Origin of the sequence: Pelagibius sp., from assembly GCF_028281305.1 — a bacterium.
In the GTDB taxonomy this organism is placed as follows: Bacteria; Pseudomonadota; Alphaproteobacteria; order Kiloniellales; family Kiloniellaceae; genus Pelagibius.
Genome location: NZ_JANQKD010000108.1, coordinates 109,137 through 133,694, shown reverse-complemented (window position 1 = coordinate 133,694; position 24,558 = coordinate 109,137). Strand labels below are relative to the sequence as shown.

The 24,558-nt window shown below is 66.5% G+C and carries 24 protein-coding genes; 8 read left to right on the top strand and 16 right to left on the bottom strand.

All coding sequences use genetic code 11. The features are described 5' to 3' along the window. Nucleotides 1-26: 26 nt before the first annotated feature. Together Q0982_RS20705 and argE are read left to right on the top strand one after the other, a co-directional pair. Nucleotides 27-1,472: a TrkH family potassium uptake protein gene (locus Q0982_RS20705; protein WP_299399210.1), complete on the top strand. Its 1,446-nt coding sequence runs from the start codon at nucleotides 27-29 to the stop codon at nucleotides 1,470-1,472. A 10-nt stretch (nucleotides 1,473-1,482) separates the two neighbouring features. After that, on the top strand, nucleotides 1,483-2,640 hold the full coding sequence (gene argE, locus Q0982_RS20700) for an acetylornithine deacetylase (RefSeq protein ID WP_299399207.1): 1,158 nt from the start codon (nucleotides 1,483-1,485) through the stop codon (nucleotides 2,638-2,640). Nucleotides 2,641-2,687: 47 nt separating this feature from the next. Here the strand turns inward: argE and murI are convergent, their stop codons facing one another. The 7 genes from murI to Q0982_RS20665 all read right to left on the bottom strand — a co-directional run bounded on the left by murI (nucleotide 2,688) and on the right by Q0982_RS20665 (nucleotide 11,510). Continuing rightward, complete coding sequence (gene murI, locus Q0982_RS20695; protein WP_299399205.1) at nucleotides 2,688-3,548, bottom strand: glutamate racemase; 861 nt, start codon at nucleotides 3,546-3,548, stop codon at nucleotides 2,688-2,690. Nucleotides 3,549-3,563: 15 nt separating this feature from the next. Beyond that, nucleotides 3,564-4,154: a hypothetical protein gene (locus tag Q0982_RS20690; RefSeq protein WP_299399202.1), complete on the bottom strand. Its 591-nt coding sequence runs from the start codon at nucleotides 4,152-4,154 to the stop codon at nucleotides 3,564-3,566. A 63-nt stretch (nucleotides 4,155-4,217) separates the two neighbouring features. Continuing rightward, the gene (locus Q0982_RS20685) at nucleotides 4,218-5,153 is read right to left on the bottom strand and encodes an Hsp33 family molecular chaperone HslO (protein WP_299399199.1); all 936 of its coding nucleotides are present in this window, start codon (nucleotides 5,151-5,153) and stop codon (nucleotides 4,218-4,220) included. After that, nucleotides 5,138-6,076, bottom strand: coding sequence for an ornithine carbamoyltransferase (argF, locus tag Q0982_RS20680; protein WP_299399197.1), 939 nt, complete (start codon nucleotides 6,074-6,076; stop codon nucleotides 5,138-5,140). The genes Q0982_RS20685 and argF overlap by 16 nt, the downstream gene beginning before the upstream one ends. A 1-nt stretch (nucleotide 6,077) precedes the next feature. Next, nucleotides 6,078-7,256 (bottom strand): aspartate aminotransferase family protein, encoded by a 1,179-nt coding sequence (locus tag Q0982_RS20675; RefSeq protein ID WP_299399195.1) that lies wholly within the window; start codon nucleotides 7,254-7,256, stop codon nucleotides 6,078-6,080. 274 nt (nucleotides 7,257-7,530) lie between these two features. Further along, on the bottom strand, nucleotides 7,531-9,945 hold the full coding sequence (locus tag Q0982_RS20670) for an FAD-dependent oxidoreductase (protein WP_299399194.1): 2,415 nt from the start codon (nucleotides 9,943-9,945) through the stop codon (nucleotides 7,531-7,533). Between the two features lie 41 nt (nucleotides 9,946-9,986). Continuing rightward, the gene (locus Q0982_RS20665; RefSeq protein WP_299399192.1) at nucleotides 9,987-11,510 is read right to left on the bottom strand and encodes a trimethylamine methyltransferase family protein; all 1,524 of its coding nucleotides are present in this window, start codon (nucleotides 11,508-11,510) and stop codon (nucleotides 9,987-9,989) included. 102 nt (nucleotides 11,511-11,612) lie between these two features. On the opposite strand from Q0982_RS20665, the gene Q0982_RS20660 reads away from it, so the two are divergent. Together Q0982_RS20660 and Q0982_RS20655 are read left to right on the top strand one after the other, a co-directional pair. Then, a complete protein-coding gene (locus tag Q0982_RS20660) occupies nucleotides 11,613-12,527 on the top strand; it encodes a LysR substrate-binding domain-containing protein (RefSeq protein ID WP_299399181.1) in 915 nt (304 codons plus the stop codon). 70 nt (nucleotides 12,528-12,597) lie between these two features. Next, complete coding sequence (locus tag Q0982_RS20655; RefSeq protein ID WP_299399180.1) at nucleotides 12,598-13,035, top strand: GNAT family N-acetyltransferase; 438 nt, start codon at nucleotides 12,598-12,600, stop codon at nucleotides 13,033-13,035. 23 nt (nucleotides 13,036-13,058) lie between these two features. On the opposite strand, the gene Q0982_RS20650 is transcribed toward Q0982_RS20655, so the two are convergent. From Q0982_RS20650 to Q0982_RS20625, 6 genes are all read right to left on the bottom strand, one after another. Then, a complete protein-coding gene (locus tag Q0982_RS20650; protein WP_299399179.1) occupies nucleotides 13,059-14,024 on the bottom strand; it encodes a TraB/GumN family protein in 966 nt (321 codons plus the stop codon). Nucleotides 14,025-14,046: 22 nt separating this feature from the next. Further along, nucleotides 14,047-14,997, bottom strand: a complete 951-nt coding sequence (locus Q0982_RS20645; protein WP_299399178.1) for a TraB/GumN family protein — start codon at nucleotides 14,995-14,997, stop codon at nucleotides 14,047-14,049. Between the two features lie 146 nt (nucleotides 14,998-15,143). Next, nucleotides 15,144-16,088, bottom strand: coding sequence for a TraB/GumN family protein (locus Q0982_RS20640; RefSeq protein ID WP_299399177.1), 945 nt, complete (start codon nucleotides 16,086-16,088; stop codon nucleotides 15,144-15,146). 127 nt (nucleotides 16,089-16,215) lie between these two features. Further along, nucleotides 16,216-17,151: a TraB/GumN family protein gene (locus tag Q0982_RS20635; RefSeq protein ID WP_299399176.1), complete on the bottom strand. Its 936-nt coding sequence runs from the start codon at nucleotides 17,149-17,151 to the stop codon at nucleotides 16,216-16,218. Nucleotides 17,152-17,182: 31 nt separating this feature from the next. Continuing rightward, a complete protein-coding gene (locus Q0982_RS20630; RefSeq protein ID WP_299399175.1) occupies nucleotides 17,183-18,022 on the bottom strand; it encodes an ABC transporter permease in 840 nt (279 codons plus the stop codon). A gap of 24 nt (nucleotides 18,023-18,046) precedes the next feature. Beyond that, nucleotides 18,047-18,862, bottom strand: a complete 816-nt coding sequence (locus Q0982_RS20625; RefSeq protein WP_299399174.1) for an ABC transporter permease — start codon at nucleotides 18,860-18,862, stop codon at nucleotides 18,047-18,049. A gap of 93 nt (nucleotides 18,863-18,955) precedes the next feature. On the opposite strand from Q0982_RS20625, the gene Q0982_RS20620 reads away from it, so the two are divergent. Next, complete coding sequence (locus Q0982_RS20620; protein WP_299399173.1) at nucleotides 18,956-19,576, top strand: regulatory protein RecX; 621 nt, start codon at nucleotides 18,956-18,958, stop codon at nucleotides 19,574-19,576. A gap of 10 nt (nucleotides 19,577-19,586) precedes the next feature. Here the strand turns inward: Q0982_RS20620 and Q0982_RS20615 are convergent, their stop codons facing one another. Then, the gene (locus Q0982_RS20615; RefSeq protein ID WP_299399172.1) at nucleotides 19,587-20,327 is read right to left on the bottom strand and encodes a sulfite exporter TauE/SafE family protein; all 741 of its coding nucleotides are present in this window, start codon (nucleotides 20,325-20,327) and stop codon (nucleotides 19,587-19,589) included. Between the two features lie 156 nt (nucleotides 20,328-20,483). Here Q0982_RS20615 and Q0982_RS20610 point away from each other — a divergent pair, with 156 nt between their 5' ends. Continuing rightward, nucleotides 20,484-21,095: a glutathione peroxidase gene (locus Q0982_RS20610; protein WP_299399171.1), complete on the top strand. Its 612-nt coding sequence runs from the start codon at nucleotides 20,484-20,486 to the stop codon at nucleotides 21,093-21,095. Nucleotides 21,096-21,247: 152 nt separating this feature from the next. Beyond that, nucleotides 21,248-21,718, top strand: a complete 471-nt coding sequence (locus Q0982_RS20605; protein WP_299399169.1) for a M48 family metallopeptidase — start codon at nucleotides 21,248-21,250, stop codon at nucleotides 21,716-21,718. Nucleotides 21,719-21,730: 12 nt separating this feature from the next. On the opposite strand, the gene Q0982_RS20600 is transcribed toward Q0982_RS20605, so the two are convergent. Beyond that, on the bottom strand, nucleotides 21,731-23,383 hold the full coding sequence (locus Q0982_RS20600; RefSeq protein WP_299399168.1) for an adenylate/guanylate cyclase domain-containing protein: 1,653 nt from the start codon (nucleotides 23,381-23,383) through the stop codon (nucleotides 21,731-21,733). Nucleotides 23,384-23,616: 233 nt separating this feature from the next. On the opposite strand from Q0982_RS20600, the gene Q0982_RS20595 reads away from it, so the two are divergent. Next, nucleotides 23,617-23,997: a DUF1289 domain-containing protein gene (locus Q0982_RS20595; protein WP_299399164.1), complete on the top strand. Its 381-nt coding sequence runs from the start codon at nucleotides 23,617-23,619 to the stop codon at nucleotides 23,995-23,997. A 43-nt stretch (nucleotides 23,998-24,040) separates the two neighbouring features. On the opposite strand, the gene Q0982_RS20590 is transcribed toward Q0982_RS20595, so the two are convergent. Next, a complete protein-coding gene (locus Q0982_RS20590) occupies nucleotides 24,041-24,481 on the bottom strand; it encodes a hypothetical protein (RefSeq protein ID WP_299399163.1) in 441 nt (146 codons plus the stop codon). Nucleotides 24,482-24,558 lie beyond the last annotated feature (77 nt).

The window sequence follows — 24,558 nt, the reverse complement described above, 5'->3', positions numbered from 1 at the left end:
CCGTGCGCAGCAGGAAGACTGCGGCCATGATCGAGCTGCGGCCGGTTCTTTTCATCAACGGCATTCTGATCACCGTTCTGGCCATCGCCATGGTGATCCCGGCGGTGGTCGACGCGGCGGTGGGACACCCGGACTGGCTGGTGTTTTCCAAGGCCGCCGCCGTCACGCTGTTCATCGGCGTGTCGATGATGCTGACGACGCGCTCGCGCCTCGGCAACTTCTCGCTGCGCCAGGCCTTCGTCATGACCAACCTGGCCTGGATTGTCATCGCGGTCTTCGGCGCCCTGCCCTTCACCTTTTCCGAGCTGGAGCTGAGCTTCACCGATTCCTTTTTCGAGTCGATGTCCGGGGTCACCACCACAGGCGCCACGGTGATCGTCGGGCTCGATTTCGCACCGCCGGGAATCCTTCTCTGGCGCGCCATCCTGCAGTGGCTGGGCGGCATCGGCATCATCGTCATGGCCGTCGCCATTCTGCCCGTGCTGCAGGTCGGCGGTATGCAGATGTTCCGCGTCGAGGCCTTCGATACCGACAAGGTGCTGCCGCGCGCGGCCCAGATCGCCGGCGGCATCTCGATCATCTATGTCTTTCTGACCGCCGTCGCGGCGATCATGTTCTGGTCTGTCGGCATGTCCACCTTCGATGCCGTCGCCCATGCCATGACTTCCATCGCCACCGGCGGCTTCTCCACCTACGACGCCTCCGTCGGCCACTTCGCCAACCCCGCGGTGGACTGGACCATGAGCATCGTCATGGTGCTGGGGTCGATTCCCTTCGTGCTCTATCTGCGGGTCATCCGCGGCGACCTCAGGCCGGTCTTCGCCGACACCCAGGTGCGCTGGTTTCTCATCATCCTCGCAGCGGCCATCGGGCTGACGGCGATCTGGCTGGTCCTTCAGTCGCTGATGGAGCCGCTCCCGGCCCTGCGTTACGCGACCTTCAACATCATTTCAGTGATGACCGGCAGCGGCTTTTCCACCGCCGACTACAATGCCTGGGGCAGCTTTGCGCTTTCGCTGATGTTCGTGCTGATGTTCGTCGGCGGCTGCGCGGGCTCGACCACCTGCGGGGTCAAGATCTTCCGGCTCCAGGTCCTCTACTCAACAGCCAAGGCACAGCTGCAACGGCTGATGCAGCCCAACGGCGTGTTCTTCGCCTACTACAACAAGAAGCCGATCCCCGAGGCCGTGGCGGCCTCGGTCATGTCCTTCTTCTTTCTCTTCGTCACCTGCTTCGCGCTCCTGGCCATCGGGCTGGGCATGACCGGGCTGGATTTCATCACCGCGGTCTCCGGCGCCGCCTCGGCCATTGCCAACGTCGGGCCCGGCCTGGGCGACGTGATCGGCCCGGCGGGCACCTATGCGACACTGCCGGACAGCGCCAAGCTGCTGCTGTCCATCGGCATGCTGCTGGGGCGCCTGGAGCTCTTCACGGTGCTGATCCTGCTGGCCCCTGCTTTCTGGCGCGGCTAGGAGCGCAGCCATGATCCGATCCTCCTCCCGTGAAATGATCGAGCGCCTCGTCGGTTTCGATACCGTCTCCGCCAAGTCCAACCTGGCGCTGATCGACTTCGTGCAGGACTACCTGGAAAGCCAGGGTGCACGCTGCCGGCGCATCGTGAACGCCGAGGGCACCAAGGCAAACCTGCTGGCGAGCCTGGGGCCCGACCAGCCCGGCGGCGTCGTGCTTTCCGGCCACAGCGACGTGGTGCCGGTCGACGGGCAGCCCTGGGACACCGACCCTTTTACAGTCGTCGAAAAGGACGGGCGGCTCTACGGGCGCGGCACTGCTGACATGAAGAGCTTCCTGGCCATCGCGCTGGGGCTGGTCCCGGAGATCGCCGCGCAGCCGCTCGCCAAGCCGATCCATCTCGCCTTCTCCTATGACGAGGAGGTCGGCTGCACCGGTGTGGCTTCGCTGATCGACACAGTCTCGCGCCAGCTGCCGGACCCGGCGCTGGTGATCGTCGGCGAACCCACCTCCATGCAGATCGTCAACGGCCACAAGGGCTGCTTTCTTTTCGAGACCGAGATCACGGGGCAGGCAGCCCACTCCAGCCTGCCGCAGCTCGGCGCCAACGCCATCATGGCGGCCGGAAAGATCATAGCCCACATCGCCGGCCTGGCCGCGGAGAAGCGCGCCGCCGCGGACCCCGAGAACCCCTTCGATCCGCCTTATACCACCTTCAACATGGGCGAGATCAACGGCGGCAAGGCGATCAACATCGTCGCGCAGGACTGCCGCTTCACCTGGGAGTTCCGGCCCGTTCCCGGCGAGGACACGGATGCGATCATCGCCGAGGTCGAACGCTTCGCCATGGCGGAGGTCCTGCCGGAGCTGCAGGAGTTCGCACCCCATGCCAGCATCGAGATACGGCGTCCGGCCACCGTGCTGCCGCTGGCGCCGGAAAAGGACGGGGCAGCAGAAAGCCTGGTGCGCCGCCTGACCGGCGCCAACGACAGCGCCGTCGTTTCCTTCGGTACCGAGGGCGGGCTGTTCCAGGCCGCCGGCCTGTCGACCGTCGTCTTCGGCCCCGGCTCCATCGATCAGGCCCATCAGGCCAACGAGTTCATCGCCCTGGAACAGGTGGCCGCCTGCGAGGCCTTCCTTCTGAAGCTCTGCGACTGGGCGCGGAGTTGATCCGCTAAAGCTGATGGCTTGAAGCGAACAGCGGGAGCAGGCGCCGCTTAAATCCTGTCGAGTTCCTTGGCCGAGTGGAAGGCGACCTCCGCCCCGAAAAAGCGGCTGGCGAAGGCCGACACTGTCTGAGGATCGCCTGATGTCAGGAAGCGCGCGCCGCTCAGGCTCCCGGGCGTGGCAGCGAAGCGGGGATGCCGCTCCAGATAGTCGGCCAGGCTGGCGGCCACGATGCCCGGCTGGTCCATCAGCCGCGTCGTCTCCGGCAACGCCTCGGCGAAATGCTCGGCCACCAGAGGGTAGTGGGTGCAGCCCAGCACGGCGGCCCCCGGGACGGCGCCGCCGGTCTTCGCCAGCATCTCGGCAACGTAGCCCGTAACCATGGACTTCAGGCGCGTCTGCGGTTCCTGGCCCTCAATCGCCGCGACGAGCTGAGGGCAGGCCTGGGCGACGACGCGCAGCTGCGGTGCGCGCAGGGAGATCTCCAGGGGATAGGCCCCCGACAGCACGGTGCGCTGGGTGGCAAAGACGGCAACGAGGCCATCCTCGGCGACCCGGCCCGGCAGCGGCAGCCCGTCCCGCCAGGAGGTCGCGGTCAGCGCCTCCACCATGGGAACGAAGACACCCAGCACACGGTGATTGGGGGCGTTCTGCGACAGCCAGTCCTGCTGCATGCGGCGCAAGGCGACGGCCGAGGCAGTGTTGCAGGCCAGGAGAACCAGGCGGCAGCCGTGCTGAAACAGCCGCTCCACAGCCTCCAGGGTCAGGCGGTAGATCTCCTCCGGCTCGCGCCGTCCATAGGGTGCATGCGCGTGGTCGCCGAAGTAGACGAAGTACTCCTGCGGCAGCCGCGCGATGAGCTGGCGGAGAACCGTCAGCCCGCCGTGACCGGAATCGAAGACCCCGATCATCGCTACCGTGAACGGCTAGAGTATGATGTAAGGGAAGAAGGCACTGCGGACGGTCTCTTCAAGCTGGGTGTTGAGATCCTGCATGGTGTCTTCCGTCAGCTTGTACCAGACCTGCTCGCGTTCCTTAAGGCTGATGTCTTCCGGGACGGTGATGGAGCGCCGCGCCTCGGCGTTCGCCGTCGCCTGAACCTGGCGGCCATCCAGAATCTGCATGTCGATAACAATGCGGGCTTCGTAGCGCTCCGACTGGTCGGTGGTCAGCAGGCCTCTGACCCCGCTCTGCGTGGCGAGCGCCGTCTCCGTCACCGAGGCCTCGCGGACGATGTAGCGGAAAACAAGGCGGTCGCCGTCGGCTTCCAGCCGGTCCTGCGCCCAGCGCGTCGCGGCATCGTGTGGCCGGACCGGGAAGCGATGCTCCACGTTGGGGTCCTTGCCCGGCATGATGTAGGCCTGCTCGATGCGCACATCGCCGACATCCAGGCGGATCTCCCCAAGGTGACTGTAGGTGAGGTCGGCAAACTCGTTGCGCGGGTCGTCAACGGCGCAGGCGGTAAGAAAACCGCCGAGCGCGAGGAAAACACAAAAAGGCCTCAGAAAGGCAAACATGCCGGCAATCCCTGGATGGTCAAGACTTGGGACGTTCAGGCATAAGCGCAGAATTGGGCAGGATCAAGGCGCGTAAATGCGCTCCAAATCGTCTTCGTCGAAGCGATAGACCCGGGTGCAGAACTCGCAGGTGACTTCAACCGCACCATTGACCTTGAGATCTTCAATCTCCGATCTCGGCATGGCCGCCAGCACGGTCTCCAGCCGCTCGCCGGAGCAGCGGCAACCCTCGAAAAGGGGGCGCGGTTCGAAAACCCGCACGCCTTCCTCGTGGAACAGGCGGTAGAGCAGGTCGTTCAGCGGCAGGCGGTCGTCCAGCAGCTCTTCGGGCTTGACGCTGGCCTGCAGCACCATGGCACGGCGCCAGTCGTCCGCGTCCTCAATGCTGTGGATGTGCTCCTCCGGCAGGCGCTGCAGCACCAGGGCGGCGGAGACCCAGGCGCCGCCGCGCCGGTCGGCGGCCAGAACGATGCCGCTCTGAAGCTGTTCGGACTGCATGAAGTAGTGCTGCAGACAGTCGGCAAGGGTATCGCCGTCGAGCACGACGATGCCCTGGTAGCGCTCGCTGTGCACGCCCTGGTCGACGGTAAAGGCGAGCGAGCCCTTACCGAAAAGATCCGGGACCGTCGGCAGCGGCCCCACCTCGGCGATGACCCTCTCAAGCCGCTCCCGGTCGAAGCTGGCATAGCCGCGCATGGCCCCTTCGGCGGTGACGTCGACCACCATGAGCCGGATCGGCCCGTCGCCGCTGGCCTGCAGCGTGAAGACACCCTCGTACTTCAGCATTGCGGACAGCCCGCCGCAGAGCGCCAGCATCTCCGCCAGCAGGCGGGCCACCGGCTCCGGATAGTCGTGGCGCCGCAGGATCTCGCTGCTGACCTGCTCCAGCCGCAACAGGCGCCCCCGGATGTCGGAGGATTCGAGCAGGAAGGGCTGAACCTTGTCGGCGTCGATGCGGGTTTCCGGACTGTCGCCGTCGGGCATCAGGTCAGGCACCACGCGAGAATACCTTTCTGCGCATGGAGGCGGTTTTCCGCTTCATCCCAGACCACCGACTGCGGGCCGTCGATCACTTCGGCGGTCACCTCGTTGCCGCGGTGGGCGGGCAGGCAATGCATGAAGATGGCATTCGGCTTGGCCAGCGCCATGACCCGCTCATCCACCTGGTAGGACCGCAGCAGGTTGTGGCGGCTTTCGCCGTCGTCATCGCCCATGGAAACCCAGGTGTCGGTCACCACCGCATCGGCATCGCCCACCATCGCGTCGACATCGGAGGAGACGACGATCCTGCCGCCCTCCGAAGCCGCCCAGTCCAGCACCTCCTGCGGCGGCCGAAGCGGCTCCGGACAGGCTAGGCGCAGCTCGAACCCGAAGCGCACGGCAGCGTGGATCCAGGAGGCCGCCATGTTGTTGCCGTCGCCGCACCAGGCCACCACCTTGCCGTCGATACGGCCGAGATGTTCCTCGAAGGTCATGACATCCGCCATGAGCTGGCAGGGATGGGTGACGTCGGTCAGGCCGTTGATCACCGGCACCGTGGCATGCTCCGCCACTTCCAGCAGGATCTCCTCCTTGGTGGTGCGGATCATGATGGCATCGACGTAGCGCGACAGGACGCGCGCGGTGTCAGCGGCGGTCTCGCCGCGGCCGAGCTGGGTCCCGCTGGGTTCCAGCACCACGGCCTGGCCGCCAAGCTGGTGCGCCGCCACCTCGAAGGAGACACGCGTGCGGGTCGAAGGCTTCTCAAAGATCATGGCCAGGGTCTTGCCGGCCAGCGGCTTGGCTGCCCCGTTGGCCGCTTCGCCGCGCTTCATGCGCGCAGCGTCGTCGAGCATGGCGCGGAGTTCCGCCGTGTCCAGGCGATCGAGATCGAGGAAGTGCTTCGGCGGGCTGTTCGCCGGAACTTTGGTCTGTACGGTCATGTCACGCCGCCTTGGCCCAGGTGGTACAGGCCCGCTCGATCGCCTGGACCGCTTCGTCGACGTGGCGGTCCTCGATGATCAGCGGCGGCAGCAGGCGGATGACATTCTCAGCCGCTCCCACCGTCAACAGGCCCTCGTCGCGCAGCTTGGCGACCAATTCGGTATTGGGGACCACGCATTCCAAACCGAGCATCAGGCCGGCGCCGCGCACCCCCTTCAGCACCTTCGGATGGCGCGCCGCAAGCTCGGTGAGCCGCTCCCACAACTGCTGACCGGTCGCCTCGACCCGCTCCAGAAAGCCTTCGTCCAGCATCACGTCCAGCACCGCGTTGGCCACCGCCATGGCGAGCGGGTTGCCGCCGAAGGTGCTGCCGTGGGTGCCGGGCTGCATGGCCGCAGCCGCCTTGTCAGTCGCCAGGATGGCGCCCACGGGGAAGCCGCTGCCCAGGCCCTTGGCCAGCGCCATGACATCCGGCTCGATCCCCGCCCACTGGTGGGCGAAGAGCTTGCCGGTGCGGCCCATGCCGCACTGGATCTCGTCCAGGATCAGCAGCAGACCGTACTCGTCGCAGACCGCCCGGAGCGCCCGGAGGTATTCCAGATCGGCGGCGCGGATGCCGCCCTCGCCCTGGATCGGCTCCACCAGGATGGCGGCCGTTTCCTCGGTGATGGCGTTGCGCAGTTCGTTCATGTTGCCGAAGGGCACGTTGTCGAAGCCCTCGGAGGCCGGGCCGAAGCCGTCCAGGTACTTCGGATTGGCGGCCGCCGAGAGCGCGGTCAGCGTGCGCCCGTGAAAGGCGCCGGAGCAGGAGATGACCCGCGTCTTTTCCGGATGGCCGGCGGCATAGTGGTAGCGGCGGGCCACCTTCAGCGCCCCCTCGATGGCCTCGGCACCGGAGTTGGAGAAGAACACGCGGTCGGCAAAGCTGTTGGCCGCAAGGCGCCCGGCCAGGCGCTGCCCCTCCGGAATGGTGTAGAGGTTGGAGACATGCCACAGCCTGGCCGCCTGCTCCTGCAGGGCGGCGACCAGATGCGGGTGGCTGTGTCCCAGGGCGTTGACCGCGATACCGGCGGCAAAGTCCAGGAATCGTCGCCCGTCCGCCGTATAGAGATAGGGGCCTTCGCCGCGCTCAAAAGCGAGGTCGGCGCGCGCATAGGTCGGCATCAAGGCGTCGCTCACGGACCAAACTCCTAAATTCAGGACCAAAAGTACCGGGTCGCCAGGGACGGCCCGGACGGGACAACTCCTCAAATTCACTTAGCTTCGGGCTGAAATACAAGCCTTTTCAAAGCCGCTCGGGCTTTGAACGGAGCCGCAAAGGGCCGACACTATTGGCGCAACGCCACGCCCTGTCAACCGGACCGCCGCCCCTCGGACCGCTGAACTCCAAGACTGCTGCCCCCAAGACCGCTGCCCCGAAGACCGCTGCCTCCAAGACCGGCACCCACTGCCCTCAGGCCCGCATGCGCGCACCGCCGGGGTCGTAGAGGGGCTGGCCCTGGATCGCAGCGGGATAGAGCGTGCCGTTGATCTCCACCTCCAAGGCCTGCCCGTCGCCCGCCAGCTCGGTCGGCACGTAACCCAGCGCCATCGAGCGGCCGGCATGGTGGGCATAGCCGCCGGAGGAGACATAGCCCACGGCCTCGCCGCCATGCAGGATCGCCTCGTCGTTACAGACGTCGATATCGGCCGTTTCGATGGTCAGCGTCACCAGCCTGCGGGCCGGGCCGTTGCCCCGCTCCGTCTCCGCCGCGGCCTTGCCGATGAAGTCCTTGTCCCAGGCAATGAAGGCATCAAGACCGCTTTCCGCTGCGGTGAAGTCGGGCCGGTAGTCCAGGGTCCAGACACCCCAGCCCTTTTCCAGGCGCAGACTCATGAGCGCCCGGGCGCCGTACCAGCGCAGCCCCAGGTCCCTGCCGGCCTCCTCCACCGCCTCGGACAGGCGCAGCAGATAGGGCGGGGCCACGTAGATCTCATAGCCCAGTTCGCCGGAGAAAGAGATCCGCGCGAGCACAGCCGGCACCCCGGCGACAAAGGTTTGGCGGATGTCGCGGAAGCGCAGCGCCTGCGCCGAAACGTCGTCGCGGCAGATCCTTGCGAGAAGATCGCGCGAGCGCGGGCCCGACAGGGCGATGCCGTGCAGGCTGTCGGAGAGGTTCTCATAGCGGACGCCCGTTTCCGGCAGCTGCGCTTCGAACCAGCGGCGGTGTGCCTCCTGCATGGCGCCGGAGCCGAAAAGTAAAAAATGGTCGTCGTCCAGGCAGGCGACTGTGAGGTCGCCGTAAAGCTTGCCCTTGGGGGTCAGCATGGGGGTCAGGGACAGCCGCCCCGGCTTCGGCAGGCGCCCGGCGAGGAGGCGGTCGAGGAAAGGCCTGGCGGCAGGCCCGCGAAAACGATGCTTGGCGAAGTTGGCGATCTCGATGCAGCCCACGGCCTCCCGCACCGCCTGGACCTCGCGGGCCACGTAGCTATGAGCGCGCGAGCGGCGGAAGGTCGGCTCCTCGTGGGCATCCTCCGGCCCGTCGGCGAACCAGAGGGCATGTTCCAGGCCGAAGCTCTGGTCCATCACCGCCCCCTTGGCGATCAGGCGGTCGTGCAGCGCGGTGGTCTTCTGTCCGCGGCCCTTGGGCAGGGTTTCGTTGGGAAAGGTCATGACGAAGCGGCGCTCGTAGTTCTCCGTCGACTTCACCGTGCCCCAGTCCGGGCTGGCGAAGTCGCCGAAGCGGGCCACGTCCATGGCCCAGACGTCGATGGAGGGTTCGCCGTCGATCATCCACTCGGCCATGCAGAGGCCGACCCCGCCGCCCTGGCAGAAGCCCGCCATGACGCCGACGGCGACCCAGTAGTTGCGGAGGCCCGGCACCGGACCGATCAGCGGGTTGCCGTCGGGCCCGAAGGTGAAGGGCCCGTTGATGATGTTCTTGATGCCCGCTTCCTGCAGGGCCGGAATGCGCTCGAAGCCCAGTTCCAGCCGCTCGGCGATGTTGTCGAGCTTGGGCTCCAGCAGTTCGTGGCCGAAGTCCAGCGGTGTGCCACCTACCGACCAGGCCGTCGCCCGCGGCTCGTAAGTTCCCAGCAGCATGCCCTTGCCCTCCTGGCGGAAGTACATGTTGCCTTCGTAGTCGATGCCGGCGGGCAGGCGTTCGCCGCCCCGCTCGGCGATGGCCGGAATCTCCTCGGTGATGAGGTAGTGGTGCTCCATCGGCTGGACGGGCAGGTCGAGGCCGGCAAGGTGCCCAACCTCCCGCGCCCAAAGACCGCCAGCGTTGACGATCCGCTCGGCGTTGATGGTGCCCTTGGGCGTCACGACGTCCCAGGTTCCGTCGGGGCGCTGGTTGGTCTCGATAACCGGCGTATGGGTGTAGACCTTCGCGCCATGGACCTTGGCCGCCTTGGCATAGGCGTGGGTAACGCCCGAGGGATCGATGTCGCCGTCCAGAGGATCCCAGAGCGCGGCGATGTAGCGCGAGGGGTCGATCAGCGGATGGCGCCGCGCCGCCTCCTCCACCGAGATGAATTCCTGGTCCAGGCCCATGGTGCGCGCCTTGGAGCGCTCGCGCTTCAGGTAGTCGTGCCAGGTCTCGTTGGAGGCGAGGTAGAAGCCGCCGGTGGCATGCAGGCCGACGGACTGGCCGGAGAGCTCCTCGATCTCCTTGTAGAGGTTGATGGTGTAGCCCTGCAGGCGCGAGATGTTGGGATCGGAAGAGATGGTGTGGATCTGCCCGGCGGCGTGCCAGGAAGAGCCGGAGGTGAGTTCCTGGCGCTCCAGCAGGATCACATCCTTCCAGCCGAACTTGGCGAGGTGAAACAGGATCGAACAGCCGACCACGCCGCCGCCGATGATCACCACCTTTGCATGACTCTCCAAGATCCGCTCTCCTTCGCTTCTTTCCGGTCGTGCCGGGGTCTTCAATACCAGGCATCCGGCAGGTCGCGCTTGCGCCGGGCGACGTAGTCCCGCAGGGCCTCGTCGACCGCCGGGTCGATGGCCGGCGCTTCGTAGTCCTTCAGCAGCGCATTCCAGCGCGCAAAGGCGCGCCGCTCCATATCCTGACCGCCCTGCTCCTCCCAGCTCTCCACGTTCTCGCTGTCCGACAGCGCCGGCTCGTAGAAAGCGGTCTGGTAGTTGCGCAGGGTGTGGGCGCAGCCCAGGAAGTGCCCGGCCGGTTCGACCTCCTCGTAAGCGTCACGGGCCAGGGCCTCGTCGTCCACCGCCATGCCGGAGAGCAGCAGGCGATAGGCCCCCAGGCGGTCGGCATCCATCACAAGCTTTTCGAAGCCGGTACAGAGCCCGCCTTCCAGCCAGCCGGCGGACTGCAGCACGAAGTTGGCGCCGGCCAGCGCCGTCGAGTGCATGGAGTCCGCGCTCTCGTAGGCGGCCTGGGCATCGGCGACCTTGGAGGCCGTCAGCGAACCGCCGCTGCGCAGCGGCAGACCGAGGCGCCGGGCAAGCTGGCCGATGACGTAGTGGGAGATTACCGGCTCCGGCATGCCGAAGGTGGGCGCCCCGGACTTGAGGCTCATGGAGGAGAGGAAGCTGCCGAAGATGAAGGGCGCGCCGGGCCGCACGATCTGACTGTAGGCGCAGCACATCATCGCCTCGGCCAGGGCCTGGGCAACGGAGGCGGCGGTGGAGACCGGCCCCATGGCCCCGGCGAGAATAAAGGGGGAGACGATGATCCCCTGACCGGCGCCGCAGTACACACGGATCGATTCCGTCACCACCTTGTCCACCAGCAGCGGCGAGTTGGTGTTGACGTTGCCCAGGATCACGCAGTTGGACCGAAAGGTCTCCTCGCCGTGCAGCAGGCGCGCCATGGCAACACAGTCCTCCGCCCGGCTTTTCTCGGTGATGGCGCCCAGGTGCGGCTTGTCGCTCCAGCGCATATGGGCGTAGAGCATGTCGAGATGCCGTTTCGATACCGGCACGTCGCAGGGCTCGCAGACGACGAAGCCGCCGTGGTGCAACTCGGGCAGCAGGTAGGTCAGCTTCACCAGCTTCTCGAAGTCGGCCATGGAGCCGTAGCGGCGCCCGCCCTCCAGATCGCGCACGAAGGGCGGCCCGTAAACCGCCGTGAAAACCTGGTGGCGCCCGCCGATCCGGACCGAGCGCGCCGGATTGCGGGCCACCTGGATAAACTCTGAAGGCGCCGTCCGGCAGAGCGCGCGCACCAGGTCGGCGGGCGCCCGGACCCGCGTTCCGGTCACTTCGGCGCCCGCGCGGCGCCAGTCCTCCAGCGCCTCGGGGTCATCGCGGAACTCCAGGCCAACGTCCTGAATCAGCCAGTCGGCCTGGGCCTCGAGCCGCTGCAGGCCCTCCTCCCCGAGGTATTCGAGATAGGGAATCCGGCGAGTCACATAAGCCGGAACCACCTCTTTGCGAGATCTCTCGCTCCGGGTCCCTCCGCGGGACCGGCGTGCACGTGCGGGCATAGCCATTGATTTCAGCCCCACTGAAGACGGACAATCTGAAATAAGCGATGTTTCCGGCGCTGTGACCTTCAAAAAAGCTGAGCCATTGCATAAACTACACTTATGGATGAAGTTCAGGACCTGGTGCATTCGCTGCATCACCTCAGAGTCTTCGAGGTGGCCGCGCGGCACCGCTCCTTCACGCGGGCTGCCGAAGAGCTGAACGTGTCCCAGCCGGCAGTCAGCCTGGCAGTGCGCCAGCTCGAGCAGGCCCTCGGCGTGCGGCTCTTCGCCCGCGGTCACCGGTCTGTCAGCCTGACCCAGGCCGGCGAGATGCTGTTTGCCGACGTCTCCGCCGGTCTCGGCCTGATCCTGGAAACGGCCCGCCTGCTGCGGCGCCAGGGCCGGCAGAGCCATGTGACCCTCTCCGTGTCCACCGCCTTCGCCAACCACTGGATGGTGCCGCGCCTGGCGGACTTCCACCGTCAGCATCCGGGCATCGACCTGCGCCTGCAGACCACGGACAAGGACCTGGACCTGGCCCAGGAGGGCGTGACCCTGGGGGTGCGCCGAGGCGACGGCAACTGGCGCGGCTATGCCGCCGCGAAGATCGCCGAGGAGGAACTGATCGCCGTTGCCAGCCCGCGCTTGCCGGCCGCCCAGGCGGAGATTGCAACCCTGGGCGATCTGGCGGCCCAGCAACTGATCCATCTGGAAGAGCCCTTCCGCCCGCGGCCGGGCTGGCGCGAGTGGTTTACGGCCTTAAGCGGCGACTACAGCGACCGCGGTGGCGGCCTGCGTCTCAACGACTATGCGCTGGTGCTGCAGGCGGCCATGGCCGGAGAGGGGATCGCACTCGGCTGGCGCCATGTCGTCGCGGGTCTGCTGCACCAGGACCTGCTGGTCCAGGTTGGCCCCTGGTGCTGGCAGACCGCCGCCGCCTTTCACCTCATCTGGTCGCGCGAGGCGGAGCTTCCCGCCCAGGCCGAGGCGGTGCGCGACTGGATCATCGAAACCGCCCAGGCCGACCGGCGCTGAGGGGGCGGACGAGACGGGCAAAACTGTGCTAGCCCTGCCGTTCGAACAGAACGCGGCTCAGGGGAATTGAATGCAGATCGGGTTCGTCGAAAGCGAGGCGGAGATCGCCCTCTGCCTGGACCTCAGACGCAAGGTCTTTATGGACGAGCAGGGCGTCAGCGAAGAGGAGGAGATCGACGGCCTCGATCCGGTCTGCCGCCACGTCCTCGCCGTGGACGACGGCCGTGCCGTGGCGGCGGCACGGGTGAAGACCTCCGGCGATCTCGCGAAGATCCAACGGGTCTGCGTCGCAACCGCCTATCGCGGCCAGGGGCTGGGGGCGCAACTCATCCGCTACATCGTCGATGCGCTCACCGGCGAGGCCTCGCTCGCGGTGGTGAGACTCGGCGCGCAAACGCAGGCACTGGGGTTTTACGAGCGGCTCGGTTTCACGCCTGTGGGCGGGCGCTATCTGGATGCCGGCATTCCGCACCAGGACATGGAACTGAGGCTGGCTGACCGCCGCTGAAGGCCGCAGCCCCGGTACCGGTCTCAGTGAAGGCGGGTAATGGTGTAGCCCTGCTTTTCCAGCAGGCGCAGAATGCCTTCTTCCCCCGGCATGTGCGCCGCACCGACGGCCACGAAGGTCGACCCGCGGCGCATCAGCGGCAGCATGCGCTCGACCATGATCCGGTTGCGGTCGGTGATCAGGCGGTCGTCGATGATCGCTGCGGTCTCAGGGTCCAGCCGGCTCAGGTAGTCGTCCCAGAGCGCAACGAACATCGCCAGATCGCCGTCGAGATAGAACTGGAACTTCGGCGCCTGCGCCTTGCGCTTGGAGTAGTGATCGAGCGTCAGTTTCAGGAGGTTCGCCTGATGCTCAAGCGGCATCTTGTCATAGATGTCGAACTGCTCCTGCGGAGATTCCAGGCCGACAACCTCCTTGCCCGCATCGTGGGCGCGCGATTCCAGCCAGTCGTCGAGGATCATGTTGTGACCGCTGGGCTGAAGGCGCTCGTAGTCCACATACCCCAGGTTCTCGCCACCGACATAGAGCCACATGACCCAGGGTTTGATGTCGGCGTTCGGTGCCAGCTCACGCTGATTCAGGTGCCAGCGCAGGATCCCGAAGCTGACAGGGCCGATCAGGTCTTCCAGGTCCTGGTCGCCGCTGAGGCGGAGCCGCTCTGTTTCGTAGAGCTCGTCGATGACCGCGTCCTCGTCCTCCCTCAAGAGCTCGAAGGCGGCAATCTCCGCTTTCGCAAAGGCCGCCTCGACCGCATCTGGCAGATCCATTACGCGGCGGTCGTCGACATGCATTGTCCCGAAGGCGTAGCTGGGCTCCAGCCCTTCGCGGTCGATCTGCCAGATGCGGCCCTGGCCGAAGGGAACGTCAGGCCGCTCGGGCAGCGGTATGGGCTCGGGTGGTGTACAGGCCGCAACCGCAAAGGCCAGCATCAGCAGCACAAGCAGTCGCGTCCCCTGCGCCGGCCAGAGCCTTGCAATCCTGCGCGTCATGTCCGGACCTCCCCTTCGGTGCCTAGTGAACACGCGTCACGCGGTAGCCCCGCCGCTCCAGCATGCGCAGGATCCCATCCTCCCCCGAGAGGTGGCCGGCGCCGACCGCGACGAAGGTGGAGGCTTCCCGCATCAGGGGCTCCATGCCATCAGCCATGATCCGGTTGCGGTTGGTGATGATCCGGAACGTCAAGGTCTCAGCCGCCTCAGCAGAGTAGCGGCTCATCCTCTCCTCCCAAAGCCCATGGAGCATCGCGAGATCGCCATCCAGATAGAACTGCACCGTGGGCGCCCCTTCGCGGCGGTTATAGTAGTTTTCGACCGCGCCTCTGAGAAGCTCCACCTGAATGTCCATCGGTATCGTGTTGAACTTCGCGAAGCCCTCCTCCCAGGTCTCAAAACCTTCGACCCGCTTGCCGGCGTCCCAGGCCCGCTCCCGCAGCCAGTCATCCAACACCGGCCTCGTCGGATCGGACTCATCGTCGGTGGTGTAGAAGGTTCCGCGGTAGCCGCCGAGATAGCGCCAGAACACCCAGGGCTTCACATCGTTGCGCGGGCGGTACCCACGGCTTTCCATGATGGACTTCAGCCTGCCGTAGGTGCCGGCGCCGACGAGCCCTTTCAGCGTCATGTCCGAAGGCAGCTTCGTCAGGTCTCTATCGATGGGGTCCGGGTCCTTGCCCCGCTCCTTCTTGTATTCGAACACGGCGATCTCCGCGTTCCTGAAGGCGCGCTCGGCCGCATCGGGAATATCGAGCACCCGCGGGTCGGAGATGTGATAGGTGCCAAAGACGTAGCTGGGCGCAGTGTCGTCGCCTTCCACCTTCCAGATGCGCCCCTCGCCGAAGGGTATGCTCGGGCGTTCGGGCAGCGGTATGGGCTCGCGCGGCGCACAGGCGGCAACGGCCAGAACAACAACCAGCGCAACCCAAAGGGTGCTCAGGCGCGACGAAAAGAACTCTGCGAATCGCATGGACCAACCCCTCGACAGTGCACTGCGAAGACGACTGTCCGGCGTGGAGACAACCGCTCGGCCGAGAGCTTTGCACCTTCGAGGCGAAAAAGGAAGCTTGACAACTCAACCGCACATCATCGTCGGCCGAGGACCGACAGAAGGGGCTAATAGACCCGCGTCACCCGGAATCCCTGCTGTTCCAGGAGGTGGAGAATGCCCTCGTCACCAGGCATGTGGAGGGCGCCGACCGCGATGAAGGCGCGCCCCTGCTTCAGCAGCGGGATCATGCGGTTCACCATGGTGCGGTTGCGGGCATCCAGGAACTGCTCCTTGAAGGCCCGGGCGCCCGGCTCCGCGTTCTCCCGCGCCATGCGCTCGACCAGCTGGTAAACCGGCGACATGTTGCCGGCCAGGTAGCTGTCGATGAGCTCGCTGCGCGCGCCGGGCCGCTCCTCCAGCTTCACGAGGACCTGGCGCAGCATCTCCGCCTCCTCCTCCAGGGAGGTGTCGGTCAGAAGAGAGAGCTGCTCTTCGATGTGCTCCAGGGCGACCACCTGCATCCCCAGATCGTAGGCGTACTGGATCAGCCAGGCATCCAGCACCAGGTCGCCGTCCATCTGGCGGCGGAACTCCTCCGGCGAGATCTGGAACAGGAACGCCAGGGAGGAGGGCCTGAGACCCTCGATGGCGTCCTCGGGCAGCCCATAGCGCTGCGCATGTTTCACGGCCTTCTCATAGGTCTCCCGGCCCAGCACAGCAGCCAGCGAACGCCCCTGCGGCAGCCGCCTGCTGGTGGTGATCTCCTGGCGCTCCGCGGGGCCCACCAGCAGCTCGAAGGCGGCGCGCCGGGAGGACTTGAAGGCCCGCAGGATCGGGCGCGGCAGATCGCGCACCCGCGGATCGGCGATATGGATGGTGCCCATGATGTGGCTGGCCGGCGCGCCGCTGCGCTCGACCCGCCACAGCCGGCCTTCGCCGTGGCGGACGGCATGCGGGTCCACCGCGGCGGCAAAGCCGGGCCACAGCAACAAAAAGACGGCAAGGAGGGCAAAGCCCAGGCTTGGGCGCAGGAGCGGGTTGAAGCGGAGGCGCTTGCGCAGCGCAGTCATGACGGCATCCCGGGGTTGGCGTTGCGTCCAGGGCCGGCCCGCCCAGCGAGGGGGTCAATCGCCGGTTGTGCGTCAGTCTGGCCGGGATGTCTTAAGATTTCGGCAAACCGGAGGAGGACACGCCGTCCTAATAGACCCGCGTGATGCGGTAGCCCTGCCGTTCCAGGAGATCGAGCACCCCGGCCTCGCCGGGCAGATGGCCGGCGCCGATGGCGACGAAAGCGCCGCCGCGCTGCAGGAAGCGCTCCATCCGCGCGGCCATGGTGATGTTGCGGTCGAAGAACAGGCGCTGCTGAAAGCGCCGCGCCGCCTCCGGGTCGCTGACCCCTTCGAGATCGTTGAGCTGCGCCATGATGGCGCCGACCTGCCCCTTCAAATAGTCGTTCAGCATGGCGTTGAAGGTGGCTTCCAGTTGACCGCTGTCGGCCACGAGTTCGCTCACCATGGCGACCTGCTCCGCTTCGGTCATGTCGTCGAAGATCGCGATCTGCTCTGCATAGCTTTCCAGGCCGTGCACCGCCTTGTTCAGGCGCAGCGCCTCGCTGCGCAGCCAGTCGTCCAGCACCTTCTCGCCCTGTGCGAGGCGCGCCATCTCGGCTTGCGGAAAGATGAGGAAGGTGCTCAGGGCCCAGGGCTTCAAGGGCCGCAGCATCTGGGGCTGAAACCCGTAGCGGGCGGCAACCTCAGCCACCGCGCCGAAGAGATCGGGTCCCAGGATGTCGTCCAGGCGCCGCCCCTGGGGCAGGGCCATGGCCTGCTGCAGGCGGGCCTGGCCCTGCGGGTCCTGCGGCAGTTCGAAGACCACGTCGCGGGCCGCCATGAAGGGCTGGCGGATCTGCTCCGGCAGGTCGCGCAGCCGCGGATCGGTCGAATGCAGGGTGCCCAGGACGTGGCTTGCTGGCCCGCCGTCGCGCTGCACCTTCCAGAAGATGCCCTCGGCGTACTTCGTGGAATCGGCCGCCGCCGGTACCGCCGCCGATACTGCCATCGCGGCCGCCAGCAGGACAAAGGCCACGAACTGCAGGGCCACCCGGCCCGCGAAGAGGAACGGGAGTCGTTTCATGAAAGGGCCTCCGGAGTCGCCCGCGGCCCGGTCAGGGCCGGATCTTGTAGCCGATTGCGAACAGCCGCCAACCAAGCAGGGCCAGCAGGGCCGAGAGGCCGAGCAGCAGCCCGATCCCCAGTGCCTGCGAAGACTCCGCATAGCCGATGAGCCCGGCGCGGAAGCCGTCGATGGCATAGAAGACCGGGTTGTAATAGATCCACTCTCTAAAGGCCTCCGGCAGGCGTTCGACCGAGAAGAAGGTCCCCGACAGCAGGCCGAGAGGCGCTATGAGGAAGCCTTCCACCGCGGAATAGTGGTCCCAGCGCTCGGCCCAGATCCCGACCACGGTCCCCAGCAGACCGAAGAACAGGGCGGTGGCGCAGGCGAAACCGATCACCAAGCTTGCATCGAAGTATGAAAAATCCACAAAGATCGCCGCCGCGATGCCAAGCAGTACACCCACTGAGAGCCCGCAGGTCGCCGACGAGAGGGCATAGCCGGCAACCAGCTCCAGCGGGCTCAGCGGTGCCATCTGCACGTCGCTGATCATGCCCTCCATCTTCTCGAAGACCAGCATCGCCGCGGCATTCTGGAAAGCGGTGTGGGCGATGGCGTAGAGGATGATCCCCGGCGCGATGAAGGCGATGAGGCCGACACCGGGTACGATGGTGCTGTGCTCGTTCTGGGCGACGCCGAAGACGAGAATGAACAGCAGGCTGGAAACCAGCGGACCCACCAGCAGTTCCAGGCCGAAGCGGTAAAAGCGCAGCACGCCGCGGTGATAGTAGTGGGTCCAGAAACCCCGCGCATTGAAACGCCGGAAGTGCAGCGGCCGCCAGCTGCGAAACGCCAGCATGCCGCGCGGAGGAACCGTTTGGCGCAGACTCATGTCTCGTTCGCGTTCATCGGCCCCTCACGGCTTCAGGCGATATCCGGTGGCGAACATCCGGTGGGTCACCGTCCAGAGGAAGACGTTGAACAGTGCCATGACCACAAGGCCAATGGCGAGCGATCCGTCCGCATGCCCGATGAAGCCGTAGCGGAAGCCGTCGATCATGTAGAAGAAGGGATTGAAGTGGGCCACCGTCTGCCAGACCGGCGGCAGGCGCTCGATCGAATAGAAGGTGCCGGAGAGGAATGAGAACGGCGTGATGACGAAGTTGGTCACCGCCGCGATGTGATCGAACTTCTCGGACCAGATGCCGCCGATCATGCCGAGCAGCGCCAGCATCAGCGAGGCCATGACTGCGTGATAGACGATGAAGTGCGGCGCATGGATCGGGATGGGAACGAAAAGCCACATGCCCAGGCCCACCGCCAGCCCCACCATCAGCCCGCGGGTGACCCCGCCGGCGGCGATGCCCAGCGTCAGCTCGCCCGGCGACAGCGGCGGCATGAGGATGTCGACGATGTTGCCCTGCACCTTGGCGATCACCAGCGAGGAGGAGGTGTTGGCAAAGGCGTTCTGCACCATCGCCATCATGATCAGGCCGGGCGCCAGAAACACCGCGAAGTCGACACCGCCCACCTGGCGGCCGCCACCGCCCAGCGCCAGGGTGAAAATCGCCAGAAACAGCAGCGTCGTCACCATCGGCGCCAGCAGCGTCTGGGTAAAAACGTTGAGGAAGCGGCGCACTTCCTTCATGTAGAGGGTCCACAGGCCGCGCCAGTTGACCGGCCCCATGCGGCGCACGGAGGCGGCGGCGAGCGAGACGGGGTGATGTTCCATGGTGGATGACATAATCCCAGGCGTCGGCGGGCGCAAGCAAGGCGCGGAAAGCCACGCTGAGCGCGCGCTCCGCCAGTCGGGGAGCACGCCGAGGTGAGCGAAACGGGAAGCAGCCAGGGCCGTGAACGTCCTGAAGACGAGGCGAAGGGGGCGCGGCGCAAGCGTCGGCGCCAGCCGCTGAAAGCCAGCCCCGAAGCGCTGGAACGGGCGGCACTGCGCTATCTCGACCGCTACGACGCGGCCTCCGGACACTTGCGGCGTCTGCTGCTGGCCAAGGTCACACTGTCGTCGCGGGTGCACGGCACCGATGCAGCCGAAGGCGCGGCCGCGGTGGAGCGGCTGATACAACGCCTCACCGCTGCCGGGGTGTTGGACGATGCCCGCTTCGCCCGCGAGCGCCTGCGCAGCCTGCGCGCCAGAGGGTGCTCCCTGGCCATGGTGCGGGCCCGCCTCGCCGCCAAGGGCCTCTCCCAGGACCTGATCGAGACCACCCTGACCGAGGCGGATGAAGACGAGGTCGGCACGGACCTGACGGCGGCCGTGACCTACGCCCGGCGGCGGCGCCTCGGGCCCTTCCGCAGCGAAGCACGAGCCGAACGGCGCGAGCGGGACCTCGCCGCCCTCGGGCGCCAGGGCTTCGACTACGACACCGCCCGGCGCGTCATCGACTGCGAGGACCCGGCAACCCTGCTGACCGAGGCCGGCCCCCGTTAGGAAAGGGTCGTCACGCGAGCAGGGACCGCAGAGCGAGATAGAGGCCCAGCACCAGCAGAACAATCAGGAACAAAGTGCGGAAGGTCGCCGGGTTGAGCCGCCGGCGGACGATCTGGCCGAGCCACAGGCCCAGAGTCACGGCCGCCAGCGCCCCGGCAACCGCTGGTCCCAGGGACCAGGAGAGGGCCTGGACCGAGGCCAGATTGATGGCCAGTGCCACGCTGGACACCGTGAACGAAAGGCCCATGGCCTGGATCAATTCGTCCTTCTCCAGGCCGATGGCCTGCATGTAGGGCACCATGGGCATGGACGAGACCCCGGTGGCGGCGGTGACAAGGCCCGTCAGCCCGCCGGCCAGGGCGCCGAACCACCCCTGTTGAGCTTTGCCGATGGTCACCTGAAGCGACACCAGGCTGCTTGCCGCGTAGGCCGCCAGAACAACCCCAAGGATGATGGTGCCAATCCGCGCGTTTTCCTCGGTCAGCCAGTCGGCCCCAAGCAAGGTGCACAGAAAGGCACCGACCAGAAGCGGCCAGACGCGGCGCAGCAGAGCGCGCAGGTGCGGGCCCATGAGCATCTGCCAGGCGTTGGTGAAAAAAGCCGGGATGACGAGCAAGGCCGCAGCTTCCACCGGCGGCATGACGAGGACCATGAAACCCATAGCGATGGGCGGCAGCCCCAGGCCGACCGCGCCCTTGACGGTGCCCGCCAGCACCAGCGCGGCGGCCACGAACATGGCGGTCAGCTCCATCCTGGGCTCTCCCTGGGAAAACACGGCGGCGGCGAGCTTAGCAAGGCCGGCGCCCTTTGAAAGGCGTCAAAACATCCGGCTTGTCCGGGCATTCGCAAGGGCTACATAAGGAGTGTTCATACAGCGCCACCGACTTGCCCAGGAGGCTTCCGGTCCATGGCTATGCGCAGAGTCGCGATGGGTGTTCTGGCTGCAGCCGGCCTGCTGTTCACAGGCCCTGCCATCGCCGAACCCGGCAGCACGCAAGACTTCACCTTCACCTCCATCGAGGGAGAGCCTCTGGCCCTCTCCGACTATGCGGGCAAGGCGGTGCTGGTGGTCAACACAGCCTCGCAATGCGGCTTCACGCCACAGTATGCCGACCTGCAGGACCTCTGGGACCGTTACCGCGACCGCGGCCTTGTGGTGCTGGGCGTACCCTCCAACGACTTCGGCGGTCAGGAGCCCGGCAGCGAAGCGCAGATCAAGGAGTTCTGCGAGGTTCACTTCGGCATCGACTTCCCGATGACCGAGAAGCAACAGGTCGTCGGCCCGGAGGCGCACCCGCTCTACCGCTGGTTCGCGGCGGAACTGGGCCGGCAGGGCACGCCGCGCTGGAACTTCCACAAGGTTCTGATTGATCCCGACGGCGCACTGGTCGCGGGCTGGCCGTCGCGCATCCGCCCGGTTTCGCAGGAGATTCTGTCAGCGGTGGAGCGCGTCCTGCCGGCGGAACAGACCGGCTTTCATGAGCAGACGAACATTCACAGGCAAAGCGCCGCCCGGTAGCGCTGCCGCTGGCACGATCAACCGCTTTTGACTTGGTGGTCGGCGTGGTGCCGATCATAGTAGGCCCGCGCCGTGGACATGAGGTATCCGGGCCGGTCGCTGCCTAAGGTGACCGCCGGGATGCAGCGAGAAGGATTGGAGATACGATGCAGATGCTGACCCGACTTTTCTTTCCCGCGGCTCTTGCCTTTATCGTCGCAACGGGGCCGGCCCTGGCTGACAGCAGCGCCTCGTCGGCCGCGAACAAGGCCAAGGCCGATCCGGCCTACGCCCAGGCCGAACAGCTTGTCGAGGACGGCAAGTACGAGGCCGCCATCCCCGTGCTCGAGGGCATCGTCGCCAAGGACCAGGAAAACGCCGACGCCTTCAATCTTCTCGGCTACAGCCATCGCCAGCTCGGCAGTATCGACGTTGCGCTCGGCCACTACGAGACCGCCTTGCGGCTGCAGCCGCGCCATCGCGGTGCCAACGAGTACCTGGGCGAGCTCTACCTGAAGCTGGGCGATCTGGAGAAGGCGCAGGAACGGCTCGACGTCCTCGACGACGCCTGCTTCTTCGGCTGCAAGGAGTACACGGAGCTGAAGAACGCCATCGCCGCCTACAAGGCCAAGGTGGGCAGCTAGAGCGGATCTGTTTCAGGCGTCCCCGGCCGGCGCCGGCAGCATCTGGGCATCTGCCAGAACGTGGATGTCCAGCGGCGCCGAACGGCCGCGCACGTCGATCTGGTGCCTGGGAAAGGGGCTGAGATCGAGCCCGGCATGGGCCGCCAGCGGCGCCGAGACGATAAGCTGGGCAGCATAGTCCTTGGTGAGCGCCTCCAGGCGGCTTGCCGTGTTGACGGCATCACCGATCGCCGTCACAGAGGTGGCGCGCCCATAGCCCATCTCGCCGACGATGGCCGCGCCGGAGTGAAGGCCGATCCCGATGCGCAACGGCTGCTCCAGGTCCGAGGCGAGACTGCGGTTCAGTTCGTCGAGGGACTTGGCCATCAGGCGCGCGGCCTCCATGGCGTTGCGGCTGCCTGCGGCGATCCCCTTTTCAATGCCGAAGAGGGCCATCACACCGTCGCCGATGAACTTGTCGATGCGCCCGCCGGCGTCCTCGACAGCGGTCCCCATGGCCGTGAAATAGCGGTTGAGAATGAAGACCACGTCGTAGGGCAGCCGGTCCTCGGACAGGGTCGTGAAGCCGCGCAGGTCGGCAAAGAGGATTGCAATCTCCCGTTCGTCGCCCTGCAGATAGCCGGGCCGGGGCCGCGCCGCACGGGGACCGCTGGCCGGCGGCAGCAGGGGTGTCACCTCGCAGTCGGCAAGGACAGCGGTCTGGCAGGCCAGGCGGACGTTCGGCGCCGCACCGACGCGCGCCAGAACGCGCCGCTCCTCGCCGCTGGGCGGCGGCAGCGCGGCGCCACCGCGGCCGACCCGCACCCGGCAGGTCGAGCAGCGCCCGCGGCCCCCACAGACCGAGGCATGGGCGATACCGCCCAGGCGGCTGGCATCCAGGACCGTGGTGCCCTTCGCGACGGTCACGCGGCGCGCGCCCGGATAGGTCAGCCGGACCATGCCGCGGCGGCGCTTCCAGATCCGCCACAGCAGGCGCGCCACGAGGGTCAGCGCCAGCAGCCCAAAGAACCCGATCACGAGACTGTCGCGCAGCAGCCCGATCTCAGCGATTGCCTCGGAAGAGGGAACGTTGGCCTGGCGCAGGACCTGCCCCACCCAGTCGGGGTCTTCCGCCAGACGCAACACCTCGCGCGCCGCGAAGAGGTACCCGCCCAGGGACAGGGTAGGGATCAGAATGGCCAGGGCCAGCGCATAGGACACGATGCGTCCGTACCAGGGTTTCAGCCGGAGCCAGAGGTGCAGCCCGATACAGCCATGCAGCCACACCACCACCACAAGGGCTGCTTGCTGAATGGCGATGGCGACATCGAAAACCACCTGGACGGTGACGATGTAGAGATAGCTGTCGTCGAGGCCGTAGACCGCGTGGGTGAAGCGCGTCCCCAGCACGTGCAGGGCGGCCAGGGGAACGATCAGCACGCCCATCAGGTAGCGCAGAGCCTCGGCAGGCTCCATCATCAGGCGTTCCCTGGTAAAGATGGCGACCAGGGCCAGCGCCAGATGAACGAGCAGGGCGCCGTACAGCAGGATCGTCAGCGGCCAGGATCGCCAGAAAGCGGTGAAGGCTCTGCCGCCCGCCTCCAGCGCGTCAAAGGATACCAGCCCCAGGGCATGGTTCAGCAGGTGCGTCAGCACATAGCCGAACAGCACCAAGCCACTGATCAACCGCAAGCGCCGGACCATACCGATCCCGTCACCCCTTCGAACACCTGCCTGCGGCTCCGCCCCCGCAGCCTTCCTGGAGACTCCGCACGCCGCCGCCCGTCCCAGAGGCGCCGCGCCGCGTAATCATAGGCACGGCTCTACGGCTTGCAAAACACCTTTGCTCTCTGCTAATGGCCGAACAGCAGGGTCCGGCGGCCGCGCCGGAACCCGGGTTGAAAGCAGAGGAAACGGCCTTGAGCCCTGGACGCCAGCCCGACGACGACCGCACGGAGAGACCGGCGCTCACCGCGGAGACACCTCCCGCCGAAACGTCCCCTGCCGAAACGTCCCCTGCCGAAACGTCCCCTGCCGGGACCAACGATGCAGAGGACCCGGCGGCGCTTCGTGCGGCCCGGCGCGCCCGGCGACGCGCCCAGAGGCGTGAAAGGGCGCGCCGCGGGCTCGACACCTCTGTCCCCTCGCCCTGCATCCAGGTCTGTCAGGTCGATCCCAAGAACGACTGCTGCATCGGCTGCGGCCGCCACATCGACGAAATCCGGGACTGGCCGATCCTGTCGGCGGAAGAGAAGACAGCGATCCTGGAAAAGCTGCCGGAACGGTTTCGAAAGAAATAGAAGAGGGCCGCGCCGGCGCGAAGAGGCAAGGCCGCGGCCGTCGTCAGGCCTGCAGGCGTGCTTCGTCTTGGGTGGGGGCCGCCTCAGCGTTCTGTGCCCTGGGCAGCGGCGCACAGGCGCTGTTCTCGCTGGCCCCACTGGCCCGCGCAAAGATCGCCGTCATGATCCGCTCCTGGATCTGCATATCCATATGCGTGAAGACCCCGGCGATCTCCCGCCGGTCGCGGTCGACCCAGACCACCACGGCGCGGCAGGCGAAGATCAGCGGGTCTTCGGCGAGGTCGACCCGCACCGACATGTCCACCTTGTCGCCGGGATAGTGTCCGGCACGGTATCCGGTCGCGGAAAATCCGCGCCGCGACCAGTCCTTCAGGGGATAGTCACAGCCGTCTATGGAGATGAAACCCTTCAGATGAGAACCGCGCGGTTCGCCGCGGCGCTCTTGGCGGGGGTTGGAAAGACGCGACAGAAAACCGAAAATCATGTCCCAATAATGTCGCAACAGCCTGAAGCATTCGTTAATAACCGCCGCAAACTGGGGCAAATCCCGGTTAATGCGAC